The organism is Mediterranea sp. ET5, from assembly GCF_023337025.1.
GTDB lineage: Bacteria > Bacteroidota > Bacteroidia > Bacteroidales > Bacteroidaceae > Phocaeicola_A.
Genome location: NZ_JAMBLN010000012.1, coordinates 1 through 24,050 on the forward strand (window position 1 = coordinate 1; position 24,050 = coordinate 24,050).

General features: G+C 54.8%; 21 protein-coding genes and 1 other RNA gene. 8 read left to right on the top strand and 14 right to left on the bottom strand.

What is annotated here, in order from left to right; translation table 11 throughout:
- Positions 1 to 134: 134 nt before the first annotated feature.
- Together M3087_RS08450 and M3087_RS08455 are read left to right on the top strand one after the other, a co-directional pair.
- Positions 135 to 1,202: a hypothetical protein gene (locus M3087_RS08450; RefSeq protein ID WP_249094974.1), complete on the top strand. Its 1,068-nt coding sequence runs from the start codon at positions 135 to 137 to the stop codon at positions 1,200 to 1,202.
- Positions 1,202 to 2,344, top strand: a complete 1,143-nt coding sequence (locus tag M3087_RS08455; RefSeq protein ID WP_249094976.1) for a uroporphyrinogen decarboxylase family protein — start codon at positions 1,202 to 1,204, stop codon at positions 2,342 to 2,344. Before M3087_RS08450 ends, M3087_RS08455 begins: the two co-directional genes overlap by 1 nt.
- A 109-nt stretch (positions 2,345 to 2,453) precedes the next feature.
- Here M3087_RS08455 and uxuA read toward each other — a convergent pair whose 3' ends face one another.
- Both uxuA and M3087_RS08465 read right to left on the bottom strand, forming a co-directional pair.
- Positions 2,454 to 3,644, bottom strand: coding sequence for a mannonate dehydratase (uxuA, locus tag M3087_RS08460; RefSeq protein WP_249094979.1), 1,191 nt, complete (start codon positions 3,642 to 3,644; stop codon positions 2,454 to 2,456).
- Between the two features lie 220 nt (positions 3,645 to 3,864).
- The gene (locus M3087_RS08465; RefSeq protein ID WP_249094981.1) at positions 3,865 to 4,353 is read right to left on the bottom strand and encodes a DUF4890 domain-containing protein; all 489 of its coding nucleotides are present in this window, start codon (positions 4,351 to 4,353) and stop codon (positions 3,865 to 3,867) included.
- Between the two features lie 214 nt (positions 4,354 to 4,567).
- Between M3087_RS08465 and M3087_RS08470 the strand changes: the two genes are divergently transcribed.
- The 5 genes from M3087_RS08470 to ssrA all read left to right on the top strand — a co-directional run bounded on the left by M3087_RS08470 (position 4,568) and on the right by ssrA (position 8,020).
- Positions 4,568 to 5,191: a hypothetical protein gene (locus M3087_RS08470; protein WP_022384360.1), complete on the top strand. Its 624-nt coding sequence runs from the start codon at positions 4,568 to 4,570 to the stop codon at positions 5,189 to 5,191.
- 83 nt (positions 5,192 to 5,274) lie between these two features.
- Entirely contained in the window at positions 5,275 to 5,568 is a 294-nt protein-coding gene (locus tag M3087_RS08475; RefSeq protein WP_022384359.1) for a hypothetical protein, read from the top strand.
- Between the two features lie 29 nt (positions 5,569 to 5,597).
- The gene (locus M3087_RS08480; protein WP_157948285.1) at positions 5,598 to 5,897 is read left to right on the top strand and encodes a cell division protein ZapA; all 300 of its coding nucleotides are present in this window, start codon (positions 5,598 to 5,600) and stop codon (positions 5,895 to 5,897) included.
- 103 nt (positions 5,898 to 6,000) lie between these two features.
- Positions 6,001 to 7,536 carry a ribonuclease Y gene (gene rny, locus M3087_RS08485; RefSeq protein WP_022384357.1) on the top strand — a complete coding sequence of 512 codons (1,536 nt, stop codon included), beginning with the start codon at positions 6,001 to 6,003 and terminating at the stop codon, positions 7,534 to 7,536.
- An 85-nt stretch (positions 7,537 to 7,621) separates the two neighbouring features.
- Positions 7,622 to 8,020, top strand: a transfer-messenger RNA (tmRNA) gene (gene ssrA / locus M3087_RS08490).
- A gap of 100 nt (positions 8,021 to 8,120) precedes the next feature.
- Here the strand turns inward: ssrA and M3087_RS08495 are convergent.
- The 11 genes from M3087_RS08495 to M3087_RS08545 all read right to left on the bottom strand — a co-directional run bounded on the left by M3087_RS08495 (position 8,121) and on the right by M3087_RS08545 (position 21,908).
- On the bottom strand, positions 8,121 to 9,299 hold the full coding sequence (locus tag M3087_RS08495; protein WP_249094983.1) for a TolC family protein: 1,179 nt from the start codon (positions 9,297 to 9,299) through the stop codon (positions 8,121 to 8,123).
- Positions 9,296 to 12,406, bottom strand: a complete 3,111-nt coding sequence (locus M3087_RS08500; RefSeq protein WP_249094984.1) for an efflux RND transporter permease subunit — start codon at positions 12,404 to 12,406, stop codon at positions 9,296 to 9,298. The genes M3087_RS08495 and M3087_RS08500 overlap by 4 nt, the downstream gene beginning before the upstream one ends.
- A 15-nt stretch (positions 12,407 to 12,421) precedes the next feature.
- On the bottom strand, positions 12,422 to 13,660 hold the full coding sequence (locus M3087_RS08505; RefSeq protein WP_249094985.1) for an efflux RND transporter periplasmic adaptor subunit: 1,239 nt from the start codon (positions 13,658 to 13,660) through the stop codon (positions 12,422 to 12,424).
- A 124-nt stretch (positions 13,661 to 13,784) separates the two neighbouring features.
- Entirely contained in the window at positions 13,785 to 14,186 is a 402-nt protein-coding gene (locus M3087_RS08510) for a DUF6769 family protein (protein WP_249094986.1), read from the bottom strand.
- 49 nt (positions 14,187 to 14,235) lie between these two features.
- The gene (gene glmM / locus M3087_RS08515; RefSeq protein WP_249094987.1) at positions 14,236 to 15,624 is read right to left on the bottom strand and encodes a phosphoglucosamine mutase; all 1,389 of its coding nucleotides are present in this window, start codon (positions 15,622 to 15,624) and stop codon (positions 14,236 to 14,238) included.
- The gene (locus M3087_RS08520) at positions 15,621 to 16,247 is read right to left on the bottom strand and encodes a DUF4827 domain-containing protein (RefSeq protein ID WP_249094988.1); all 627 of its coding nucleotides are present in this window, start codon (positions 16,245 to 16,247) and stop codon (positions 15,621 to 15,623) included. The genes glmM and M3087_RS08520 overlap by 4 nt, the downstream gene beginning before the upstream one ends.
- Positions 16,248 to 16,334: 87 nt before the next feature.
- The gene (locus M3087_RS08525) at positions 16,335 to 17,372 is read right to left on the bottom strand and encodes a DHH family phosphoesterase (RefSeq protein WP_249095083.1); all 1,038 of its coding nucleotides are present in this window, start codon (positions 17,370 to 17,372) and stop codon (positions 16,335 to 16,337) included.
- A gap of 81 nt (positions 17,373 to 17,453) precedes the next feature.
- On the bottom strand, positions 17,454 to 19,019 hold the full coding sequence (locus tag M3087_RS08530) for a ComEC/Rec2 family competence protein (protein ID WP_289551383.1): 1,566 nt from the start codon (positions 19,017 to 19,019) through the stop codon (positions 17,454 to 17,456).
- A 1-nt stretch (position 19,020) separates the two neighbouring features.
- Complete coding sequence (gene rpe / locus M3087_RS08535; RefSeq protein WP_249094990.1) at positions 19,021 to 19,674, bottom strand: ribulose-phosphate 3-epimerase; 654 nt, start codon at positions 19,672 to 19,674, stop codon at positions 19,021 to 19,023.
- Between the two features lie 462 nt (positions 19,675 to 20,136).
- Positions 20,137 to 21,384, bottom strand: coding sequence for a porin family protein (locus tag M3087_RS08540; protein ID WP_022384347.1), 1,248 nt, complete (start codon positions 21,382 to 21,384; stop codon positions 20,137 to 20,139).
- Positions 21,381 to 21,908: an RNA polymerase sigma factor gene (locus M3087_RS08545; RefSeq protein ID WP_106625844.1), complete on the bottom strand. Its 528-nt coding sequence runs from the start codon at positions 21,906 to 21,908 to the stop codon at positions 21,381 to 21,383. The genes M3087_RS08540 and M3087_RS08545 overlap by 4 nt, the downstream gene beginning before the upstream one ends.
- 209 nt (positions 21,909 to 22,117) lie before the next feature.
- Between M3087_RS08545 and M3087_RS08550 the strand changes: the two genes are divergently transcribed.
- On the top strand, positions 22,118 to 22,882 hold the full coding sequence (locus M3087_RS08550) for a NigD-like protein (protein WP_106625543.1): 765 nt from the start codon (positions 22,118 to 22,120) through the stop codon (positions 22,880 to 22,882).
- A gap of 126 nt (positions 22,883 to 23,008) precedes the next feature.
- Here M3087_RS08550 and fmt read toward each other — a convergent pair whose 3' ends face one another.
- Entirely contained in the window at positions 23,009 to 23,983 is a 975-nt protein-coding gene (fmt, locus tag M3087_RS08555) for a methionyl-tRNA formyltransferase (protein ID WP_249094991.1), read from the bottom strand.
- Between the last annotated feature and the right edge of the window lie 67 nt (positions 23,984 to 24,050).

Below are 24,050 nucleotides of genomic sequence, written 5' to 3' on the forward strand. Positions count from 1 at the left end.
AGATGTCAAGACTTTTATCAATCGCTCCTATTTTTATCACCGTCCAACGGAAAGTCAATCAAAAGATTTCCTACATTTGCAGAAGCTACCTTGCTATTTCTGATTACTAACCTTATAATTCACACGAATTGACTATGGAACAACTGTGCACGCATAAACTGCCCGTCGACATCGTGTTTCACCCGTCCTGGTGGAACAAACATACAGGCATCGTTTTCGATGAAGATTTCTTTTACAATCCCCTCCGCCGTGTGGAAGATGAACGCCGCATGGAACAGGAACTGCACGACCGCTTCGGCGAATACGGTCTGGGAGCAGACTATGACAAGGACCTGCCTCAGATAGGTGCCGTCCATCTGGCTGCCGGCTACCTGCTCTCGGAGATGCTGGGGTGCAGCATCGAATACACAGCCAACTCGGCACCGCAAGTCATCTGCGCCCATCGGGAAGGCTTCGAAGTGGACGAAGAGGCTGCCTTCCAAAGCCCTGCCTTCAAGAAGCTCCAACATCTCATTGAAGAGCTGAAGGCCAAGTACGGCTATGTCTGCGGCGACATCAACTGGGGAGGCGTCCTCAACCTTGCCATCGATCTCAAGGGCGAGAGCATCCTGATGGACATGATTATGGAACCGGAAAAGACCAAAGCCTACTTTGCTGCCATCGCACGAGTCGTGGAGCGCTTCTTCACCTATATATATAGTGAGACAAAAACAACCTCCATCTCGGTCAACCGGCTCGCACGCCTGCTCGACGCACCGCTCTATCTCCACTCGGAATGCTCGCACACGATGATATCCACCGAGGACTACCACGACTACCTGCTGCCCATCGATGTGGAATGGAGCATGAAGTACCGTCCCTATGGCATCCACTACTGCGGCAAAGACCCGCACCGGCACGCCGAGAACTTCGCCAAGGTGCCTCATCTGGACTTCCTCGACCTGGGCTGGGGAGGTGATGTACACCTCCTGCGCGAGGCGCTGCCCAACACCTTCTTCAACATCCGTCTGAACCCCGTGGAACTGAACAGCTACACCCGCAGCGAACTGGAAGGCATCATCAAGGAACGTGTGATGCAGTCGAAAGATCCCTACCTGACCGGTATCTGCTGCATCAATATGGACGACAAAGTACGCGACGAACAGGTACGTGCCATCTTCGACATTGCCGAGGAGTGCCGGCAAACCTTGTTCAAAGACTGATGGAACGGAGGACAATGGAAGATACATTCGACGCTTCACTCGCCGACTCACAGGCGACCGCCGTCACCCCACTCAGTCCGGCAGCGTTTGACTTTGGGGCCTATGCCGACTATGCCGCCCGGCTCGAAGAACGTTGTAAGGCTTTTTGGGAAGCCCCGTCCGGTGTACTGGTCTACCGACGCATGCGTGTGCAGGAAGTCTTTGCCGGCGACTGCCGGAACATGGAACATTCCCTCCACTGGCAACTCGGTGCCCTGAAACAAAGCATGGCTTTCGATGCCGACGTCCCCAACTTCCTCGAGCCGTGGTATGGACTGGGGACCGTAGCGGCCGCTTACGGATTCGGCTACGTCTGGGAGAAAGACCTGGCTCCGGCAGTAGACGGCAAATTCCCGTCCACCGCCGAGCTGCTGGCTGCCCCCTTCCGTCCGGTGGAAGAGACGGAAACAGGCAGGCACACGCTCCGCATGATACAGTATTTCCTGGAGGAGACCCAAGGACGCCTGCCCCTGTCCTACTGCGACGTCCAGTCACCCCTCAACACCCTGAGCAACATCATCGACTCCAACCAGTTCTACCTGGACTTCTACCTCGACCCCGACTCTATGCGGCAGGCCATGGAGCGTACGGCAGACCTGCTCATCGATTTCACCCGCACCCAGCAACGCCTCATCGGCGATGCCCTCGTGAAACCGGGGCACGGGTTTGCCTCCAGCCGCATGTTCGACGGACTGGGCATGAGCGATGACACCGTCACCATGCTTTCGCCCGACCTGTACACCGGTATGGCCGTCCCCGCCATGGTCAAAGCCGGCAATGCATTCGGCGGTACGGTGTTCCACTCCTGCGGTAACTGGAGCGACAAGAAGGCCGACATCGTGTCCATCCCCGGCATCCGCATGGCGGACGGAGCCTTCTCCAAAGCAACGGACCCCGGCGCCAATCCGACCGATGGCTTTGCCGACACCTTCGCCGGTACCGGCGTCATACTGAATGCCCGCATCGTCGGCACACCGGACCTGATAGAGGCAAAAGTCAGGGAACTCTGGAAGCCGGGCATGAAACTCATCGTCGTCACCTACTGCCCCACCCCCGAGGAACAGGCAGAAGCCTACCGGCGTATCCATGCCGTCTGCCAGTAGACCGACAACCGCACCCCTACACAAACGACGCGGATTTTCCGCCGCCCCGCAACCGGGGTCCGACGGAAAGTCCGCGTCGTTCGTTTTTCAGACAGTCACCTGCCCCGGGTCAATCCACCCGAATGCCCCGTGCCATCTCGTCGGCAATCACTGCCATCATGCCTTCAACCTGGGCAAGAGCCAGCATACGCCCGTGGAACGAATAGCCGGCATTGTATCCCTTGTCCTCGTCGCCCAGCATCATGCGTCCGTGGTCCACTCGCATGGGCAGACCGGGATTCTCGCGTTCAAAGATGCGGATGAGGTCAATCAGATGCCCACGTCCGCTCAGGTGAGTACTCTCTATGAAATTGCCGCCGGGCATGGCTTCCGTGCTGCGCAGATGCACGAAATGCGTCCGCCGTGCAAACTGACGCGCCAGCTCACGGGTGTCATTGTGTGTCCCTGCACTCAACGAACCGGCACAGAACGTCAGCCCGTTATGCGGATTGTCCACCGCCTCCAGGAACCAGCGGATGTCCTCTTCGTTGGTCACGATACGCGGAAGACCGAGTATCTGGAACGGAGGGTCATCGGGATGCACGCACATGTTCACCCCATACTCCTCGCACACGGGCATGATGGCTGCCAGGAAATAGCGCATGTTCTCGCGCAACGCAGCACGGTCGATGCTCTCATATTGTGCCAGCAACCGACGGAAGATGGCAACAGGATTCTTGTCCCCCTCACGGATGTTCCCGTTGACAAAGCCTTGCGTCTTCACGATGATGGTATCGACCAGCTCGTCCTTTTCCGCTTCCGTGATGGTCCGGTCAAGCTCCGCCACCCGGCGCAGCTCCTCCTCCGTATAGTCTGCCTCTGCCCCCGGCCGTGCCAATATCTTCGTATCAAAATAAGCGAAACGGATACGGTCATAATAGAGCGAACTGGTCCCGTCGGGCCATGGATGCTGCAAGTCCGTGCGCACCCAGTCAATCACCGGCATAAAGTTGTAGCAGACGGTTTTCACCCCGCAACGCCCCAGGTTGGCAAGACTCACCTTGTAGTTCTCGATCAGTTGTTCGCGCTCCGGTCCTGCATACTTGATGGCTTCACACACCGGCAGACTCTCCACGACCGACCAGCGCAAACCGTGCGCTTCAATGTACGACTGCAAATCGCGGATAGCCTCTTCGGTCCAAACTTCACCGTTGGGCACATCGTGCAGTGCCGTCACGATGCCCTCCACGCCAATCTGGCGCAACATCGAAAGCGTGATGGGATCTTTCTTCCCAAACCAACGCCATGTCTTTTCCATCATAATGTTCTATCTGTATGTAGTAATTAAATCCTCTTGAGAAACATCTCGTCGTAGTATGCACAAAAATACAGCTATTTCCCCACAAACGCACAGGGACGGCAGACGAAATGTGTCCCCGTCCCTGAAACCGGCAAAAAAACAGCAGCGAAAGGAAGAGCCCCTTTCTTACAACCGTCCCAATGACCGTGCTCTTCCTGTTCGCTGCCGGATTTTTCTACTGTCAGAAGTCGTCCTCTCCCTCACCGGGGAAATCACGCGGACGTTCCGGACGCCGCTGGCGGGGAGCCTCCCGACGCTCGCGACGCGCCTGTTCGTCTTTCTCAAATGCCGCAAACTGCTCGGCTGTCAGAATCTCCTGCAATGCTTTCCGGTAAGCCTCTTCCCTCTCTTTCATCTTCTCGAACAGGTTCTTCCCCTGTTCCTTCATTGTCTTCTGATACGCCTTGCGTGCCTCCTTGTCCATCTTCCGGAGTGAGTCTCGGGAGATGCGTGGTGGACGCTGCTGCATCATCTGCTCCATTTGCTGCTTGTTCAGTTCAAAGAGACGGTTGGTCTGCTCCTGATTCAACCCATACTTCTGCACCATGTAAGCTGTACGCTGTTCCGCCATCTCTTCCGGTGACAGACGTTTGCCGCGTTCCGGACGCTGCGCTTCCGCCTGAATGCCCAGACACAGGAGGGCAGTCAGGAATAGAATCAATTTTTTCATACTATCTGTTGTTTTTAATGATACGACAATTCCCGTGACGACGTCCACAAAGTCCCGTCCCCAACATACAGTCACCCGTACGTCCTTTATTCAGAAGACCCGGCCACCTTTTGAAAAGTTCAGTCAAATGAAAAGAAAAAGCCGAAGAATTGCCGTTTTAAACAGAATCTGTTAATTTTGCACAGCAAATCATTTGTTTTACATCGTAACTTATATGGGATTACTCGACATATTTAAAAAGAAAACCAACGATACAGAAGAGAAGGTAGGCGGCATGGAGGACTTCATGACCCTCATCCGGGTGTATTACCAGTCGGTCATGGCGTGCAACCTGGGTATCACCAACCTCGCGTTCCTGCCCGATGTCGCCGTGTTCAAGCGTACACTGAAAGTTCCCACGCAGAACAACAAGCTGGGAATTGCCGAAAAGAGCCGCAGCAAGAAGATGCTCAAGGAGATTTACGGGCTGAGCGACGACTTTTTCAAGGAAATCGATGCCTCCATCAAAAAGAACTGCCGCTCGGTAAACGACATCCGCAACTACCTCTTCATGTTCCAGGGATTCAGCCAAGACCTGATGATGTGTGTCGGCACCCTGATGAAGTGGAAGTTCCGCATGCCCAGCATCTTCAAGAAAACCCTTTACCAGCTCACTGCCAAAACCGTCAACGACATCCTGACCCGCTATGAGTGGAAGGACGATGCCGTACGGAAAACTTGTGGCAACATCCGCAAATACCAGCACACCCTGGGATATTCCGCCCAATGGATGAGCGAATATGCCTTCAACATCGTCATGCTCGCCAAGAAAGAGCCCAAGCCGAAAAATGACGATTAGCATAGGCAAATCTCACAAATCCGGCAAAATTCTTTTGTAGTTCGCGAAGAAAGCCTATATTTGTGTGACAAATTGGTTTCATCATGACGGAAGAAGATAAAAGACAACTCAACATCTTTGAGGCTCGTTTTCGTCAGTTGCTCTATCAGTATGACCTTTTGAAGCAGCAAAACGAATCCCTCCGCCGGACACTTCTTCAGAAAGAAGAAGAAATCAAGGCTTTGCAAACACGTTGTCAGCAATCGGAAACCGACTATGCCAATTTAAAGGCCGCCCGAATCATCAGTATCAACGACGACGAGTCGCATGACACCAAACAGAGGCTGGCCAAACTAGTGCGTGAAATCGATAAATGCATCGCTTTATTGAACGGATAAAAGGATGTATGATGAACGATAAGGAAAAAATGATAATTCATTTAGACATTGCCGACCGCAAGTACGGAGTGTCCATCAACCGGAAGGATGAGGAACTCTACCGGAAGGCGGCCACAATGATAAATGAACGAGTAAATAAGTATCGGGAGCGGGTCCCCGGCGGCATGCGGGAAGACTACATTGCGATGGTGACTTTTGACCTCGCCTTCCAACTGACGACCATGGAAAGCCTCAACGATACGGAACCCTACCGGCAGAAACTGGCCGAACTGACACGGGAGCTCGAAGGACGCTTCCGCGAAGAACAGACGGAGACAAACGCCGGGTAGACATTTTTTTTGAATAAAGATATTCGCGCATGACTTCATGTTCAGGAGGGAAGTGTCCTCCTGAAAGGAGTGATGCGCTTTTTTATTATAAATTCTTAGTAAAATGGTTTTAACGATAGTAACATCACTTGTGGCGCTCGTCATCGGGTTGGTGATTGGTTATACGATTTTCAGATACGTCATGAAATCAAAGTATAACAGCATCCTGAAAGAGGCACAGACTGAAGCTGAAGTCATCAAAAAGAACAAGCTTCTGGAAGTAAAGGAAAAGTTCTTGAATAAGAAAGCTGACCTGGAGAAAGAGGTGGCACAACGCAACCAACGCATCCAACAGGCGGAAAACAAGCTGAAACAACGCGAACTGGTATTGAGCCAACGCCAGGAGGAGGTACAGCGTAAACGCAACGAAGCGGATGCCATCAAAGCCAACTTGGAGAACCAACTGGTGGTGATCGACAAGAAAAAGGAAGAACTGGAAAGTCTGCAGGCTCAAGAACGTGAGAAACTGGAGGCCATCAGCGGACTGTCTGCCGAGGAGGCAAAAGAAAGACTGGTCGAATCTCTCAAGGAAGAGGCAAAGACCCAGGCACAATCCTATATCAATGACATCATGGACGATGCCAAGATGACCGCCAACAAGGAGGCAAAACGCATCGTGATTCAAACCATCCAACGGGTTGCCACGGAAACTGCCATCGAGAATTCCGTCACCGTATTCCACATTGACTCGGATGAAGTGAAGGGACGCATCATCGGCCGTGAAGGACGTAACATCCGTGCCCTGGAAGCCGCCACCGGTGTGGAAATCGTGGTAGACGACACGCCCGAAGCTATCGTTCTCTCTGCCTTTGACCCCGTGCGCCGTGAGATTGCCCGCCTGGCTCTCCATCAGCTGGTGACCGACGGACGCATCCACCCGGCACGCATCGAAGAGGTCGTAGCCAAAGTACGCAAACAGGTGGAAGATGAAATCATCGAAACCGGAAAACGTACCACCATCGACCTGGGTATCCACGGTCTTCACCCGGAACTGATCCGCCTCATCGGTAAGATGAAATACCGCTCCAGCTATGGACAGAACCTGTTGCAACACGCCCGTGAGACAGCCAATCTTTGTGCTATCATGGCTTCCGAACTGGGACTGAACCCGAAAAAGGCCAAACGTGCCGGTCTGCTGCATGACATCGGTAAGGTGCCTGACGAGGAACCCGAATTGCCACACGCTCTCCTGGGACAGAAGCTCGCAGAGAAATACAAGGAGAAACCGGATATCTGCAACGCCATCGGTGCCCACCACGACGAGGCCGAGATGGAGACCCTCATCGCTCCCATCGTACAGGTGTGTGATGCCATTTCCGGCGCACGTCCCGGCGCACGCCGCGAAATCGTGGAAGCCTACATCAAGCGCCTCAACGATTTGGAACAGCTGGCTCTCTCCTATCCGGGTGTCACCAAGACATACGCCATTCAGGCTGGCCGTGAGCTGCGCGTGATTGTCGGAGCAGACAAGATTGATGACAAGCAGACGGAACAGCTCTCTACTGAAATCGCCAAGAAGATTCAGGATGAGATGACTTATCCGGGTCAGGTGAAGATTACGGTCATCCGCGAGACACGTGCCGTCAGCTTCGCCAAATAAAAATAATATGCAAGAAATTTGGTAGTATAAGAATTAGCCACTACATTTGTAGCCCTCTTCGGTGGAAGAGGGCTATATTTTTTCTGGGCTTGTTTGGATTTGACAGCGGGCAGAAATGGTATGTAAGCATGCAGTGCGTCGGTGATTAGCACTTAAATCACAGTTACCGAACAATTATCTGGCGAAAACAACTACGCTCTCGCTGCTTAATCGAAGTACAGTAGATTAACTTTATTTCCGCACAAGGTGTGGAAACGAGACATCACTCGGAAGCTGTTGCTCCGAAGCATTCCGGCCCAGTGGTGCAGTCAAATCGGGGATAGTCGCAGTCCGGCCTTGGGACTACGATGAAACTTTAAAGGCTAAGGCGCAAGTGGGTGGCTCTGGTCTTGCTTACGCACGAAAACCGAAGGCAGAGATAAGCATGTAGAAAGCGTATGGTTTCCTCGTTTGGACGAGGGTTCGACTCCCTCCAGGTCCACAAAAACGCGAGAGACAGACTGAAAATCAGTCTGTCTCTCGCGTTTTTTGTGGATACTCAAGCCTCTTCAGAGGCTAACCAATCGGGAAGTACATAAGTTTCCTTATAGACTGTTCTTGTATAACCGCGCAACGGCTTTCTGGAAGCGGTTCTCTAGGTCTGCCAGGCGTTCTTGGTTGGCATAGACGGTCTCAGCCTCGGTGAAATAGTCGATGACGGAGAGTTGGCCCGATTCTACAGCCTGTTTCAGCGCATCAAGGGTACGGGTCATCAGGTCTGTATCATATGCCTGGATGGACTGGCGCAGGCTGACAGCCTCATTGAAAAGCGATTGCACATCTGCCTCCAGCTGTTGGGCAGCCTGCTCCTGCTCCAGTTCCGCACTGAGCTGACGGGCGCGAGCAGCCTTCACCTTTCCACGGTTATTGAAGAGAGGAACGGACACACCGACGATGAAGCCATTGAGCATCTCGCCCTTGCCTCCTTCGCGGCCATAGCCCACTTCCAACTTCGGCAACCAGCCATGCTTGTTTACCGTGACGAGCTTACGGGCAGCCTCCGAACCAGCCTCCGCCTGGCGTAGTCCGTAATCGGAACCGAACACTTCATCCCTCACCGCATCAAGGCTTTTCAGTTCTGGGGCAAGCGGATAGACTGTCTCATTGAATTCCAAAGGCATATTGCCGTTCATCGCCAACAGGTTCTGGAGGGCTGTACGATGATCGGCTCCGTTCTCTGCCATGGCAGCACGCACGTTCATCAACTCCATCTTCACCTTATTTACTTCCAGGATATTGGCGTCTCCTTCCTTCAACCGCTTTTCAAAGAGCACATTCAGCTCTTCGGCATTCTTCAGACGAAGTTCATAAAGGTCCTGCAAGCGGTTGAGACGGATCAGGTCGAGACACAGCTCCTTGGCACGTAACAGGATATCACGACGAAGCACGGCGTGTTGCAAATCCAGTGCACGCCCCTGCAACTTGCCGTAGGCACGACGTTGGGCATAGAGCGTGGGGAAGTCAATGCCTTGCGACACCTCCAACTCCATTTCAGGGCCGATTCCGTCTTTCTCGCCGAACTTGCGGGAATAGCTTACTGACGGGTCTTCCAGGTTGTTTTCGTTTCTCACTTCCAGCTTCTCGGCACGGACGGCTTCTTCGCCGGCCCGGAGTTCACGATTGTTTTGTTCGATGCTTTTCAGCACGCGCTCGATGCTGCCGGTCTGTGCATACAGCCCGGCAACACCCAAACAGAGCGCAACAGTCAGGAATATCTTTTTCATTGTTCACTTTGCTGTTGAGGGTTCAACGTACGTCGGCGATTCATCATCAGATAGACGATGGGGATGATGAAGCCGTTGAGGAAAGTAGACGTCAGCAGTCCGCCAAGGATGACCTTTGCCATGGGACTTTGAATCTCATTGCCGGGCAGGTCGCCATGGATGGCCAGCGGAATCATTGCCAATGCCGAGCAGAGCGCCGTCATCAGGATGGGATTCAAACGGTCGAGCGAACCGTGAAGGATACTGTCATGAAGCGACATGCCTTCATCCTGCCAATGGTGGTAATTGGATATGAGCAACATACCGTTACGCGTGGCAATACCGAACAGAGAGATGAGTCCGATGATGGCAGGGATACTGATTTCCCCGGTGGTAACGACCAGTGCGAACACTCCTCCAATCAATGCCAAAGGCAGGTTGATGAGGATGATGGCACTGTGTGCGGCACTCTTGAACTGTGTATAGAGGATGAGGAAGATGACGACAATGCTCATGAGCGAGGTCAACAGCAGCGTACGCGATGCCGCCTGTTCGCTCTCGAACTGTCCGCCATACTCGATGTGGTAATCCTCGGGCAACTTGATTTCTTCATCAATGCAGCGCTGGATGTCATTGACCACACTGCGCACGTCGCGTCCGGAGGTATTGGCGGAGATGACAATCTTCCGCTTTACGTTCTCACGGCTGATGGTGTTCGGTCCGGATGCGGAACGTACGTCGGCTACATACGTCAGGGGGACTTTCTGTCCGTCGGGGGTATCAATCATGAGGTTACGCACCTTCTCCATCTCGTTCCGGTAGTCTTCCTCCGTACGGACGACAAGGTTGAACGACTTGCCCGACTCGTAAACCTGCGAAACGACCTCTCCTGCCATGTTCACGGAGACGAACTCGCGGAAGTCGGGCAACGTGATGCCATACTTCGCCAACATCTCCCGCTTGGGCTCGATATTCAGTTCCGGACGTTCGATCTGTTGCTCCACGTTCAGGTCGGCCACTCCGTCTACATCGGCAATAGCGTTCTTGATCTGGTTACCGAGCATGAACATCTTGTTGAGGTCGGTACCGAAGAGCTTGATGGCAATGCTGGCCTGCGTACCGCTCAACATGGCGTCGATGCGGTGACTGATAGGCTGTCCGATTTCAATGTTCGCCCCGGTGATGGTGCTCAACTTCTGACGTACTTCTTCCAGCACCTCTTCACGCGAGCGGTCACCCAGTTCGAAGGGAGCTTCGATTTCGGACACATTCACACCGAGGGCATGTTCGTCCAGTTCGGCACGACCGGTTTTACGTCCGACGGTCTTTATCTCGGGGATAGAGAGCAGCAACTCCTCTGCCTGCCGTCCGATCTTATCGCTTTCTTCGAGCGATATGCCCGGCAGCGAGCTGACATTGATAGTGAACGAGCCTTCGTTGAAGGATGGCAGGAAGCTGTGCCCCAAGGTAAAGAAGAAGCCCAAGGCTACGAGGAACACGGCAATGGTCGTACCCAGAACCGCCTTGCTGTGGCGCAATGCCCACTCAAGTGCGACGGCATAATACTTGCGCAACCACACGGAAACGAAACTTTCCTTAGGCAATTCCTCCCCCTTCTCGCGTCCAAGCAAATAGCTGCACAGCACCGGGGTCAGCGTCAGTGCCACCACGGTCGAAGCGACCAACGCCACAATAAAGGCGATGCCCAGCGGAACCAGCATGCGCCCTTCCATACCGGAGAGGAAGAACAGGGGAACGAAGCTGACGATGATAATCAGGGTAGAGTTGAGAATCGGCATACGTACCTCCTTCGAGGCGTGGAACACGACGTCCATTACCGACTGACGTTCCGCCAGAGGTTTCATCTTATTCTCGCGCAGACGTTTCCAGACATTCTCCACGTCGACAATGGCATCATCGACCAGCGAACCGATGGCAATCGCCATACCGCCGAGCGACATGGTGTTGATGGTCATGCCCATCCAGTGAAGCACCAGCACAGAGACTACCAACGAGAGCGGCAGAGTAACCAGTGAAATCAGGGTCGTACGCACATTGGCAAGGAAGAGGAACAGAATCACCACCACGAAGATGGCACCTTCGTAGAGCGAGCGGCGCACATTGCCAATGGAACTCTCGATGAAGTGTGACTGGCGGAAGATGTCGGTCGACACCTTCACGTCGGCAGGCAGGTTCTTCTGCAGGTCCGCAAGCGAGGCATCAATCTTTTCGGTCAGGTCGAGCGTACCGGTGTTAGGCTGCTTGGTGACGGTAATGAGCACGGCAGGTTTGCCCTCGACAGAGGCGCAGCCCAGCTTGGGCTGTTGTGCCCCGACACCGACATGGGCTACATCGCCCAGGGTGACAGGCATATCGCCTACCCGCTTGACGACGGCACGCGACAGCTCGTCCACATCCGTAGACGACAAGGCACCGCGCACGATGTATTCGTTCCCGTATTCATAGATGACTCCTCCATTGGCATTCTGATTCATGTCGCGCGTAGCAGCCATCACCTCAGGCAGGGTAACGCCGTAGTGTTTCATGCGTGCCGGGTCCAGCCGGATCTGGTACTCCTTGATGTCGCCGCCCAACACGGCAACCTGTGCCACACCGCCCATGGAGAGCAGGCGTGGACGGATGGTCCAGTCGGCAAGCGTACGCAGGTCGAGCATCGAGGTGCTGTCGGCTGTCAGTCCGATAATCATCAGCTCGCCCAGGATGGACGACTGCGGTCCGAGTGTCGGGTTGCCCACATTGTCGGGCAGCTCCTCGCTGACGATGGCCAACTTCTCCGACACAATCTGGCGAGCCAGGTAGATGTCCGTTCCCCAGTCAAACTCCACCCAGACGACAGAAAAGCCGTTGGTGGACGACGAACGCACGCGACGTACATTGGTCGCCCCGTTGACTGCGGTCTCTACGGGGAAAGTCACGAGTTGCTCCACTTCCTCGGCTGCCATACCGTTGGCTTCGGTCATGACCACCACCGTGGGCGCATTGAGGTCGGGGAACACATCCACTTCGGTGTGGAACGATGTATAGGCACCGCCCACCATCAACAACACGGAAGCAACCAGGATAAGGATGCGGTTGTTGAGTGAGAAATGTATAATCTTGTTCAGCATACGCAGTTCCTCCGATTAATGTTCGTGCGTATGGGCAGGAATGGCATTGCTTGCCGAAGCGAGCTTCACATGATAAGCGCCCTCGACGACAACCTTATCGCCGGGCTTCACACCGGAGAGAATCTGTACCTCGCGTCCGTTGTCAGCTCCCAACTTCACCTCCTGCTTCTTATAGCCTTCGGCATCCACCTGCAGGTAGACGAAATGGATGCCCTGCTCCTCGGTGATGGCAGTCTTGGGCAGCGCGATGACATTCTCCATCTCTCCGGACAGGAGGTAAATCTCGACAAACGAACCGGGAATGACGTCGCCCCGGTTGTCAAATTCAAATGTGACCGGCAGGTAGAACTGGGTGGTGTCCGTCGACTTGCCGAACGACAGGACCCGTCCGCGCAGCTCGTCGAGGGCATAGACGCGGTCGTCGTACGGTGTCTTGAAGTTGGCAGACACCACGCCGGGAAGATACTTGTAATACCGTTCCGACACCTCGGCACGGAGGAACAGACGGCGGTTCTGCGTGAGGGTCATCAGAGGCTGTCCCACGGTCACGTAGTCCCCCTCCTTGACCAGGCAGGACTTCACATAACCGCTGATGGGAGCCTGGACACGCTGTCCCGCCTTGCCGGCACCCGACAAAAGGGCTTCATATCCCAACCGGGCATTCTCGTAAGTCTCCTTGATGGCAGCAAACTCCTTGCGTGACACGATGCCGCTCTCCACCAGTTTGGAAGCACGGTCGTATTCATCTTTGGCGGCCTCATAAGCGATGCGGGCACGTTCGGCAGGTTCGCCTTCCGCAAAGTGACGGGCGGAGACCACCAGCAGAGAGGCTCCCTTGCCCACACTCTTGCCCTCCACCATGGGAACAGGGAACGAGACCGTTCCGGCCGTTGTTGCCACGACGGTCGCTTCGTCGCCCTGGGCTGCCAGGACCTCTCCACTTGTGCGGATTACCTGACGGAATGTCCCGACTTCAGCAGAACGCACCACGATGCCGGCAGCCTTTGCCTTCTCGGGTGTCAGAATGATTTCATCGCCGTGTGCTTCACCTTCTCCATGAGCATGAGGCTCAGCCGCCTCATGGGCATGGTCATGCTCCTCTTCCGCCTCGTGGGCATGTGCTTCGGTTTCGGCATCGTGTATGTGTTCGTGTTCATGTTCATGCCCGTCATGGGCGGTTCCGCTGCCACAGGACGACAGCGAAACAAGCAATGCGCCTGCAAAAGCCGCAAGCGACAGATATAGTTTTTTCATAAGATTGGTGCGTGTAAAAATGTTTGTATGATAATCCCGGGCATCACAACGGCAAAGATAGACCTGTTCCGTTGCAAATAATAAACCGCAGGCAACGGGAATTGCCTGTCGTCTTCCAACAAGTTTACACGCAGGGAGGAGCACGCCATCCGCCGACGGCTTGCACGTCCAATGGATGGAGGCGTTCGACATAGACACAGGTATCCCCGTCGACGACACGTTCCGGCAAGGAAAGCCTGTACGCGTCAGCCCGGATACCCAGGTCTACGATGAAATAAAAGAGAGGGGAAATCAGATGGGAAGGATGAGGGGCGTCACAGCAGAACGAGGTGACACAGGCATTTCCGCAATCACGGCCTCCGTGATGGTGGGGACTGTCGGGGCACTCCGCGTCACAACACGTCTGCAGGTCATAGTGCATGCAGAGTGTCAGGTCATCGTGGTGATGATGCGGGAAGACCGCCGCCACCAGCATGACCAGACATACTGAAAACAGTATCCATGCGAAGTATCTTTTCTTTTTCATGGCCCCTTGTCGTTGGATGCACGCTCGTCTGCCTGCCTCCTTCCTTATTCTATTTGGTCAACGAATAAACGACATCCATCACCTTGCGCCCTATCTCGTCGGCGGCTTCCGGAGTCGCAGCTTCGGAGTAGACACGGATGATGGGCTCGGTATTGCTCTTGCGCAGGTGTACCCACTTGTCGGGGAAGTCAATCTTCACCCCGTCGATATCGTTGATTTCTTCGTCGTGATACAGCTCTTTCACTTTCTCCAGGATGGCATCCACAGGGATGCCGGGAGTCAGGTCAATACGGTTCTTGGCGATGAAGTACGGAGGATAGGAGGCACGCAGCTCGCTCATCTTTTTCCCTTCATGTGCCAGGTGGCTCAGGAAGAGAGCGATGCCTACCAGTGCATCCCGGCCGTAGTGGCATTCGGGATAAATTACCCCGCCATTGCCTTCGCCTCCGATGACGGCATTCACCTCTTTCATCTTGGTCACGACATTCACCTCTCCTACTGCCGCGGCATAGTAGTGCTGTCCGTAGGAACGGGTCACATCGCGCAGGGCACGTGTCGAACTGAGATTTGACACCGTATTGCCCGGAGTGTGCTTGAGCACGTAATCCGCCACAGAGACCAACGTGTACTCTTCGCCGAACATCTCTCCGTTCTCACAAATCATGGCAAGACGGTCCACGTCAGGGTCAACCACAAATGCCACATCGTAGCTGCCTTCACGCATCAGGGACATGATGTCGCCCAAGTTCTTCTCCAACGGCTCAGGATTATGCTGGAAATCGCCGGTCGGTTCGCCATAGAGGGTCTTCACGGTCTCTACACCCAACGCAGCCAACAGCTTGGGCAGGATGATGCCACCCACCGAGTTGACCGTATCGAGTGCCACACGGAAGCGGGCGCGACGTATGGCTTCCACATCCACCAGCTTCAGCGAGAGGACACGGTCGATGTGCTTCTGGTCATAAGTGAAGTCCGTGCGATAGCTGCCCAGTGAATCGACGTCGGCGAAGGTGAAATCTTCCGCCTCGGCTATGCGGAGCACCTCATTGCCTTCGGCAGCATTGAGGAACTCCCCGTGTTCGTTCAGCAGCTTCAGGGCATTCCACTGACGGGGATTGTGGCTGGCCGTCAGAATGATTCCGCCACAGGCACCTTCCATGGTCACAGCCAGTTCGGTCGTGGGGGTTGAAGCCAGGCCGATGTCGACCACGTCAAATCCCATTCCCATCAGGGTGCCGCACACCACACTCCGCACCATTTCACCGGAGATGCGTGCATCCCTGCCTACCACAATCTTGTTGCTTTCTGTCGCATGGGTCCGACGGACCAGGGTGGCATACGCAGCCGTAAACTTCACGATGTCCAACGGATTCAGCCCGTCACCGGCTTGTCCGCCTATCGTACCCCGTATGCCTGATATGGATTTAATGAGTGTCATCGTTTCTTCTGGTAAGTGATTTCATAATAGTAGGGAGCCACATAAGACGAGGCCGTCTGATGTCCGGCACTGTGGGGAACAATCACTCTCACACGTGCCAGGTCTTCGTTGGGCAATTGGACGGCGGGCTTGATGTAGTTCAACGGGACGAGCCATCCTGTCGGGACAGACTGTCCGTAGTTGGATGCCATGTTGCCTTCGGTGAACGAGGCAGTAAACTCGCCGCTGCTCTTGGAGCACATCATCACGTCATAGGAGTTCGTACCGATGAGGTTCGAGGTCGACAGCGTGTCGCCTGTCTCCACCAGCACTTCCACAAAACGCAGGAGGAACTCGGCACGTTCGCCGTTGCGCATCAGTTCGCCGTCACCGCGCTTGAGAATCTGCATGTAGACACCGCTGTCGTCGAAATAGACATACTCGTTCCGCGACACGTCCGTCGTGGTGTCGTTGGCATAAAATTCATTCTCACTGATGACCTTGATATTGTTGGCAGAGATGTAATTACTAATCCATCTGCGTTCCTTTTCCTTCTTTTCAGCATACGTCTCCGTGTCATCACAGGCCTGGAACACCAGTCCCAACGCGAAGAAGGCAAGCAGCAGGTAACTTAACTTTTTCATCCAGATTCGTTTCTACATTAATGTCGCAAAAGTAATAAAACAGGATATTGACCGTCTTTCTTTTCTATGACTATTATACTTCTATAACTATTTTTTTATCAGCTCATCCTGGTATTTCACCAGGGCACGCTTGAATAAATCAACGGCTTCGCTCATGCTGCCATAGAACTCTCCTCCCGACGCATTCAGGTGCCCACCGCCATTGAAATATTCAGACGCAATCTTGTTACAGGGGAAATCGCCGACCGAACGGAGGGAGATTTTGATCATGCCGGCATCCCGGTCTTCACGCAGGAAAGCCGAGAAGCGGATGTTCTTCACGGACAGGGGAATGTTGACAAATCCTTCCGAATCGCCTTTCACATAGTTGAAGTGTTGCTGCTCGGCATTGGTCAGGGTAATCAGCGCCGAACAGAACTCGGGATAGACCACCATCTTCTCATACAGGATGAAACCCATGAGGCGCAGACGGCTCTCCGAATAGGTGTTGAACACCTTTCGATAGATGGCGTCCTTGTCAATTCCCTTGGCTATCAGTTCGCTGATGATGAAGTAAATCTCGCGGTTGTTGGAGTTGTAGGTGAAGCCTCCCGTGTCGGTCATCATGCCCGTGTAGATGCACTCGGCACTCTCCTTGCTCATCTCTTCAAAATCACCCAGCCGGCAAATCAGGCGGAAGATGAGTTCCGACGTGGAGGCAATCTCGGGATGGGAAATCGTGATGCGGCAGAACTCCTCCGGATAGGGATGGTGGTCAATCATCGCTTTGCGTGCCGGCGAGGCAGCCACGGCATCCGCCATTTTGTCCAGCCGCTTCAAGGCGTTAAAGTCCAGGCAGAACAACACATCGGCGCCGGCAATCAGTTCGTCGGCAAACTCCTTGTATTTATCATAACGCAAGATATCCTTGGAGCCGGGCATCCAACGCAGGAAATCCGGGAAGGCGTTGGGCACGATGACATTCACCGTCTTGCCCTGTTCCTCCAGGTAATGATACAGTCCGAGGGAAGAACCGATGGCATCGCCGTCGGGGGCGACGTGCGCCACGATCACAATCTTCTCTGCACGGTCCAACCACTTCTTCAGATGGTCTATCTTGGCTTGCGGAATAACTTTGGTCAGCATAGTCGTATGTTTCATTCTTTGATTATAGCCTGCAAAGGTACTTTAATTTTCTTCATGACAGGGAACTGTCTCCCGGAATCTTCACCACCAGGCGAAAATCAGTTCCGCAGCCAGGCAGGCACAGAGGCATCCCAACAGCCTGTACACGGTGCGCCATGAGCGGAAGTGGTAGCAGGCCAGGAGTCCGAGCAGCAGGACGTAATAATAAGCCAGGTCATAACCGTTGAAGCTCACGTCGACGGATGCACCGGACAACCGGCTGACCCACGAGACGGCCGCATTCAGTGCCCACAGCATCCCCTGCAGGAGGCTGTCCACCCACTGAAGCGGGATGCTGAAGCCATACAGCACCCACCACAGCAGGGACAAGCACAATATAATCATCGTCAGGGGGATGACCAGCAGGTTCGTCAGCAGGAAATAGACGGAAAAGTTCCCGAAATGGTAAGCGACCAGCGGAGCGACTCCCAGCTGCGCCGCCAGCGACACGCCGACCAGCTGACCGACCGAGTGAAGCCCCAGCCGTCGGTGCTCCTCCATCCGTGGAAAGAAGACGGGCATGAAGAGCGCAATGCCTGCCACCGCGGCAAACGACAGCTGGAAGCCGACGTCTAGCAAATAATACGGTTCGTAGAGCAGCATGACACAGGCGGCAAACGCCAGCGAATTGAGCGTGGGCGAGCGACGTCTCAGGCATCGGCCTAAAATGAAGACCGTGAACATCACAGCCGAACGGACCACCGAACCGGAGAGTCCGGTGAGGAAGGCGAAGCCCCACAAAAAGGCTATCAGAATCAGCCCCCGCGTCCAGTGATAACGCTTGTCGCGGACGAGCAGCAGGTGACTGACCACCATCATGATGATGTTCAGGTGCAACCCCGAGAGTGCCAGGATGTGGCTGGCTCCGGCACGGGAATAGCGGGCTCGCAATTCCGGGTCGAGGGAACGCTTGTCCCCCAGCGTCAGTGCCGAGACGACAGCCAGTCCATCCCCCGTGAATCCGCAGGAGCGGTAGGTATCAACCAGCTCGTCACGGCGTTGCAACGCCCACTGCTTCCATCCGGGCGTCCGGTGGCGGTCGCCCCTCTTCCACTGGTCCTTGCCGGCATAGGCTGTGCCGCTGACACCCTGACGCTTCAGGTAGGCAGCATAGTCGAACGTGCTGCCTTCCCGGTTCCGAGGCGGACGGATACGGGCGTAAAACCACAGCTCATCCCCACAGGCAACCTGTGCGGAAAGGGAGTCCTTGGGCACATAGAGCAGCACGTTCCTGTCGCCAATCGCCATCGGGACAAGCCTGCTTTTCTTCTTCTCCTCCGGGATGCCTGCCACCCATCCGTGCCAGACCTCCTTCCCGTCCGTCCATTTCACGGACGCCTCCTGCACCCGGCAGGTCATGCGCCACGCGCCTCCGCAGAAAATCAGCAAAATCAAGACCGCACCGAACAGCCACCGGAAACGGTAGGCAGTATAACTGCCTCTCAAGAACCGCAAAAGGCATAAAGAAAGGACACACCCTGCCGACAAGGCAAGGAGTGTCCCCTCATGTATCTCCAGTCCGGCATTGACCGCTGCAATACCGGCAATAAAAGGAATATCGAATCGTACGAAAGGATATTTCGTCAGCCAACTCTCAACAGCCTGCACCTCAGCTGTTGCGCAAACGATGAATCATGTCCGTCGGGTCGGGCGCACCGAAGACTGCATTTCCGGCGACCAGCATATCCGCTCCCGCCTCCACCAGACGCTTGCCGGTGTCCAGGTTCACTCCGCCATCGACTTCAATCAGGGGGGATGCTCCCGTCCGCTCCATCAGGGCGCGCAGGTCACGCACCTTCTTCAGCGTGTTCTCGATGAACTTCTGTCCGCCGAACCCCGGATTGACACTCATGAGCAACACCATGTCGACCTCGCCGATGATATCTTCCAAGACGGCAACCGGGGTGGCAGGATTGAGCGTCACACCGGCTTTCATGCCCGTCTCCTTGATTTGCTGGACGACACGGTGCAGATGCACGCATGCCTCATAGTGCACATTCATCATGTAGGCACCGAGTGCCTTCACCTCGGGAATGAACTTCTCGGGGTTCACGATCATCAGATGGACGTCAAGCGGCTTCTTACACAGCCGGGCGACATGCTTCAGCACCGGGAAGCCGAAAGAGATGTTGGGCACGAACACACCGTCCATCACATCCAGATGGAGCCAGTCTGCCTCACTGTTGTTTATCATCTCCAGGTCTGCCTGCAAATTGGCAAAGTTGGCAGACAAGAGCGAAGGGGCAATCATACAAGTAGCCATAGATTCACAGTTTTTCTGCAAATATAGCCATTATATTCTCATACGAATGCTTGTCAACAGGTATTTCAACGGACAAACTGACACCGGCTGGCTCCCGTCGGGCACTTGAGGAGTCTCTTCTACCCGATAGCTGAAGGCAGTCTGACCGCCTTCAGGAAGAGCCATCACAGTTCCACGCCGTGGGAATCACAGTTCCACGCCGTGGAACCAGCAGTCCCAGGCTGTGGAACTCGAAGTCCCAGGCCGTGGAACTCGAAGTCCCAGGCCGTGGAACCCGAAGTCCCAAGCCGTGGAACCCGAAGTCCCAAGCCGTGGAACTCGGAGTCCCAAAAGCAGGGAACTGGTTGGAACCACTTCTTCTTTGAGAATCAACAACATGAGATTCTCATCGGAACACCTTCAGACAGACGTTCCGATGCGTACGGGAGCATGCTGTGACGCTCTTTTACAAAAAACAGGGAGTTAATAGGAAAGGCGCAGTCCGGTCTGCAGGTTGAAGTTCAGCGGATGTTCCTTCCGGATGGTCTCCACGGCACTGCCGTCCTTGAAATAGTAGTTCACGCCCGGCTCGATGTACAGTCCCAGGTGACGGGTCAGCTTCACCTGAGCTCCTACGGCAGCAGCTACCGACCATTGGAGTTCCTTGACCTTCAGGTCGTTTGTTTCATGATTCTCTACCACGCCGTTGAGGGTGTAGGTGGTGCTGACTTCTCCCGACACACATTTCTCGACCGCTCCGCCTGCCGAGGCATAGAGGGAGAAACGCTCGTTCTCCCACAGTCTGTAGCTGGCTTTCAAGGGGATGCCTACGTAGTGCAACTTCTGGTTGCTCTCATAGTAATCGTCCTCGGCACCCGCCCAAAGCTCGGAAGCGAGTTTGGTGTATGTCAAACCGCTCTCCAGCGCCCAACGGTCGTTCAGGTGGAAACGCACGGAGATGCCGAACGTGACGGGCATCTTGTGCTTGGTATGCGACTCGACCTGATTGTCCAAGTTGGCTGAGAGCAACTGGCTGTAAGGGCTGTTCGACAAGTAGTTGCCGACAGGCATCAACTCCCGTTCCTCCTGGGACAACAGCCTGTAGCCTGCTCCTTGCGACTCGGAGCCGAAAGAGCCGTTCCCCACGTTCATGCCTACTTCCCAGCGACGTCCGGAGGAGCGTCCGCCTGTCGACCGGCGGGGAGTGGAGGAGCTGAAATCATACGTATAGGTATTCTTGTTCTTGCGGGGGGCTGCGACCTCTTTCCGCTCCTCAACCGGCTGTTCGGCTGACTTCTGCGGCTTCTCGTCCGTGTCGGCGACAGTCGGCTGAACGTCGGCTGACAGGGCACGCGCCGCCATCAGCATCGGCACCGCACGTCCGGCAGCACCGGCGGCAGCCTCCTTTGCCTGCGCCACCATCGGGAGGGGACGTTCCACGGAAGCCGGAGCCGGCAGCCCGTCGTTCACCGGAGTGAGGGAGGCAATCTCCCGGGAAATACGGTCGACATCCTCCACCGACGACGAACGCATCCACCACAAGCTGAGTGTGGAGAGCACGACGAGGACGGCAACCGCTGCCACGGCGGCATAACGGCGGTAAAAGGGGATGACACGCGGACGGGACAGCTCCTGCTCCAGCTCCGCCCACAGCCCTTCGGGAACAGGCTCGGTGTGATTGTCCAGGCGTTCCTTCCAGCTTTTCGTCCACTTATCTTCATTCTTATTCATAGGCCTTCTTGCTTTAGGTAAGCCGAAACCTTCTGCTGCAGCATCTTCTTGGCACGGAACAGTTGCGAAGACGAGGTATGCTCCGTGATGCCCAGCAGGTCGGCTATTTCTTTGTGACTCTTATCTTCAAACACATACAGGTTGAACACCGTGCGGTAACCGGCAGGAAGCTCTGCGATGAAGCGCATCAGCTCCGCTTCAGGAACCAGCTCCAGGCTTTCCTCGTCCTCGATGTCCTCCGGAAGTTCCTCGATGGGCTGTTCGTTCATCAGGCTCTGCTTGCGCAACTGCTCCAGCGCTCCGTTGACCATGATGCGGGTCAGCCAGGCACGCAGCGAACCTTCTCCCTTGTACTGAAAGCGGTCGAACGAACGGAACGCCTTCAGAAAGCCGTCGTGAAGGATATCCTGTGCCGTGTCGCGGTCTCCGGAGTAACGGACGCAAACAGCCATCAACAAGCCGGCATATTGCTCGTACAATTGTTTACGGGCAGCATTGTCACCTTGCCGACAGCGTTCGACCATCTCCTTTTCACTTAATTTCTGCAACACGAGTCTACCTGTTTTTTTATCCTATAAATGATGAAAGTGCAAAAATACTGCACGAAGGGAGTAACTTTTTCTCATTAACAAGCTTTAATAGTTTCGGATGCAGTATTCTGCCGCCCCCTGCATTTACCAGACAGAAAACGAGAAATTGAGACCTTACACAAAAACCAAACATTAGAAGCCTTATGAAAACAAAGAATTTACTTCTTGGATTGCTGTGTCTGCTGACACTCCCGACCACATTCATAGCTTGTGATGACGACGAGTTTGTCTACTATACGGACATGGCTACCGTGACGGACCGCGACGGCCGCTGGGTATTGGAAAGCGACAATTGCGGCGAACTGATTCCGCTCAACACCGCCGCCCTGACGATGCACGATGCGGACAAGGACAACCAGCGTGTCATCGCTGCGTTCAATTATGTGGATGAAAAGGACCGCAGCAACAAGGGCATCGAACTGTACGACATCTACCGGGTATTGACGAAGGACGTCTACTGCATGCCTGCCGACGACGCGGAGGCAAACGACAGCATCGGCAACGACCCGATCCATATCCGCCGCATCACCACGAGTGCCAAGCATCTGAACTTCTACTTCTCGGTGATGGGCAACAACTCCACCATCGCACACTTCATCAACCTGATTACCGTCGGCGACAAGAAGGAACCGGACAGCAACGGAGTGCTCCACATGGAGTTCCGTCACAACAACGAGGGTGACCACCCCCGTTTCCTCCAATGGGGCTGGGCAGCCTTCCCGTTGAGCAGCATCCCCGGCTACACGGAAGGGAAGACCAGGAAACTGTCTATTAAGGTATATGAAGGAAACGACACGGAAACGATTATCTCCTACGACTTGACGGATGCGGAAAAGGCAGATGCATCTCTTGAAAAGAATGCGAAAGAATATGCCATTTCAGACTTTTCCAACACAAAAACTAAATAAATTAATACTCTCTTTCACTTACTAAACTATCCTTTTGCCCCGAAAGGGACGATGGAAGCAAAAAGGCTCTGTTGTGAAACAGGGCCTTTTTCTTTATAGGTAAGGGGACGAATGAACGTCACCCGGTTAATCCATCCGGTGCTCGTCCGTCAGCTTGTAGCCACGCAGGAAGTCAGCGACTCCCATACGCTTCTTTCCGGCGAGCTGAAGGGTCCGCAGGTCCAGATAGCCGCCTTCGACCGCTACCTGAAAGTAGGTCTTTCCGTCCGTGTGGACACTTCCTGCCGGCAAGGAATGGGTGGCAGGAACCTTGGCAGCCTCATAGACTTTCAGCACCAGCCGCTTGCCGTCGGGCTGTTCCAGTTCGGTCCAGGCTGCGGGATAGGGCGACAGTCCGCGCACGAAGTCATAAACGGCTTTGAGTGAACGGTTCCAGTCGATGCGGCACGTGTCCTTGAAGATTTTGGGAGCCGGACGCAACGCTTCACCTCCGGTCGTCAGTTCCTCCTGGGGAATGGTCTTGACCGTCCCTGCCAGGATGGCATCGACCGTCTCCACGACCAGCTTGCCGCCCAGCATCATCAGTTTGTCGTGGACCATGCCCACATTGTCCGTCTCCTCGATGGGGACGCGGACCTGCTGGATGATTTCGCCGGTATCGATCTCATGCTTCAGGAAGAAAGTGGTGATGCCGGTCTCCTTGTCCCCGTTGATGACTGCCCAGTTGATGGGAGCCGCTCCCCGGTACTGGGGCAGCAGGGAGGCATGGAGGTTGAACGTGCCCATCGGAGGCATGCTCCACACCACTTCCGGCAACATGCGGAAGGCGACGACAATCTGCAAATCCGCCTTCAACGCGCGCAGTGCCTCCACGAACGCTTCGTCCTTCAACCGCTCCGGCTGCAGGATGTTCAAGCCGTGCTCCTGCGCATAGACTTTCACGGGGCTGGGTTGGAGCACACTGCCGTGACGTCCCATCGGTTTGTCGGGCATGGTCACCACGCCCACTACATTGTATCCGCCTTCCACCAGGCAACGCAGACTCTCCACGGCAAAGTCGGGCGTGCCCATGTAGACGATCCTTAAATCTTTCTTTTCCATCGTATAATGATTGTGTATGCTTGAATGAATGTGACCGGCTTCCACTGCCGGCCGTTGTCCGCACCTG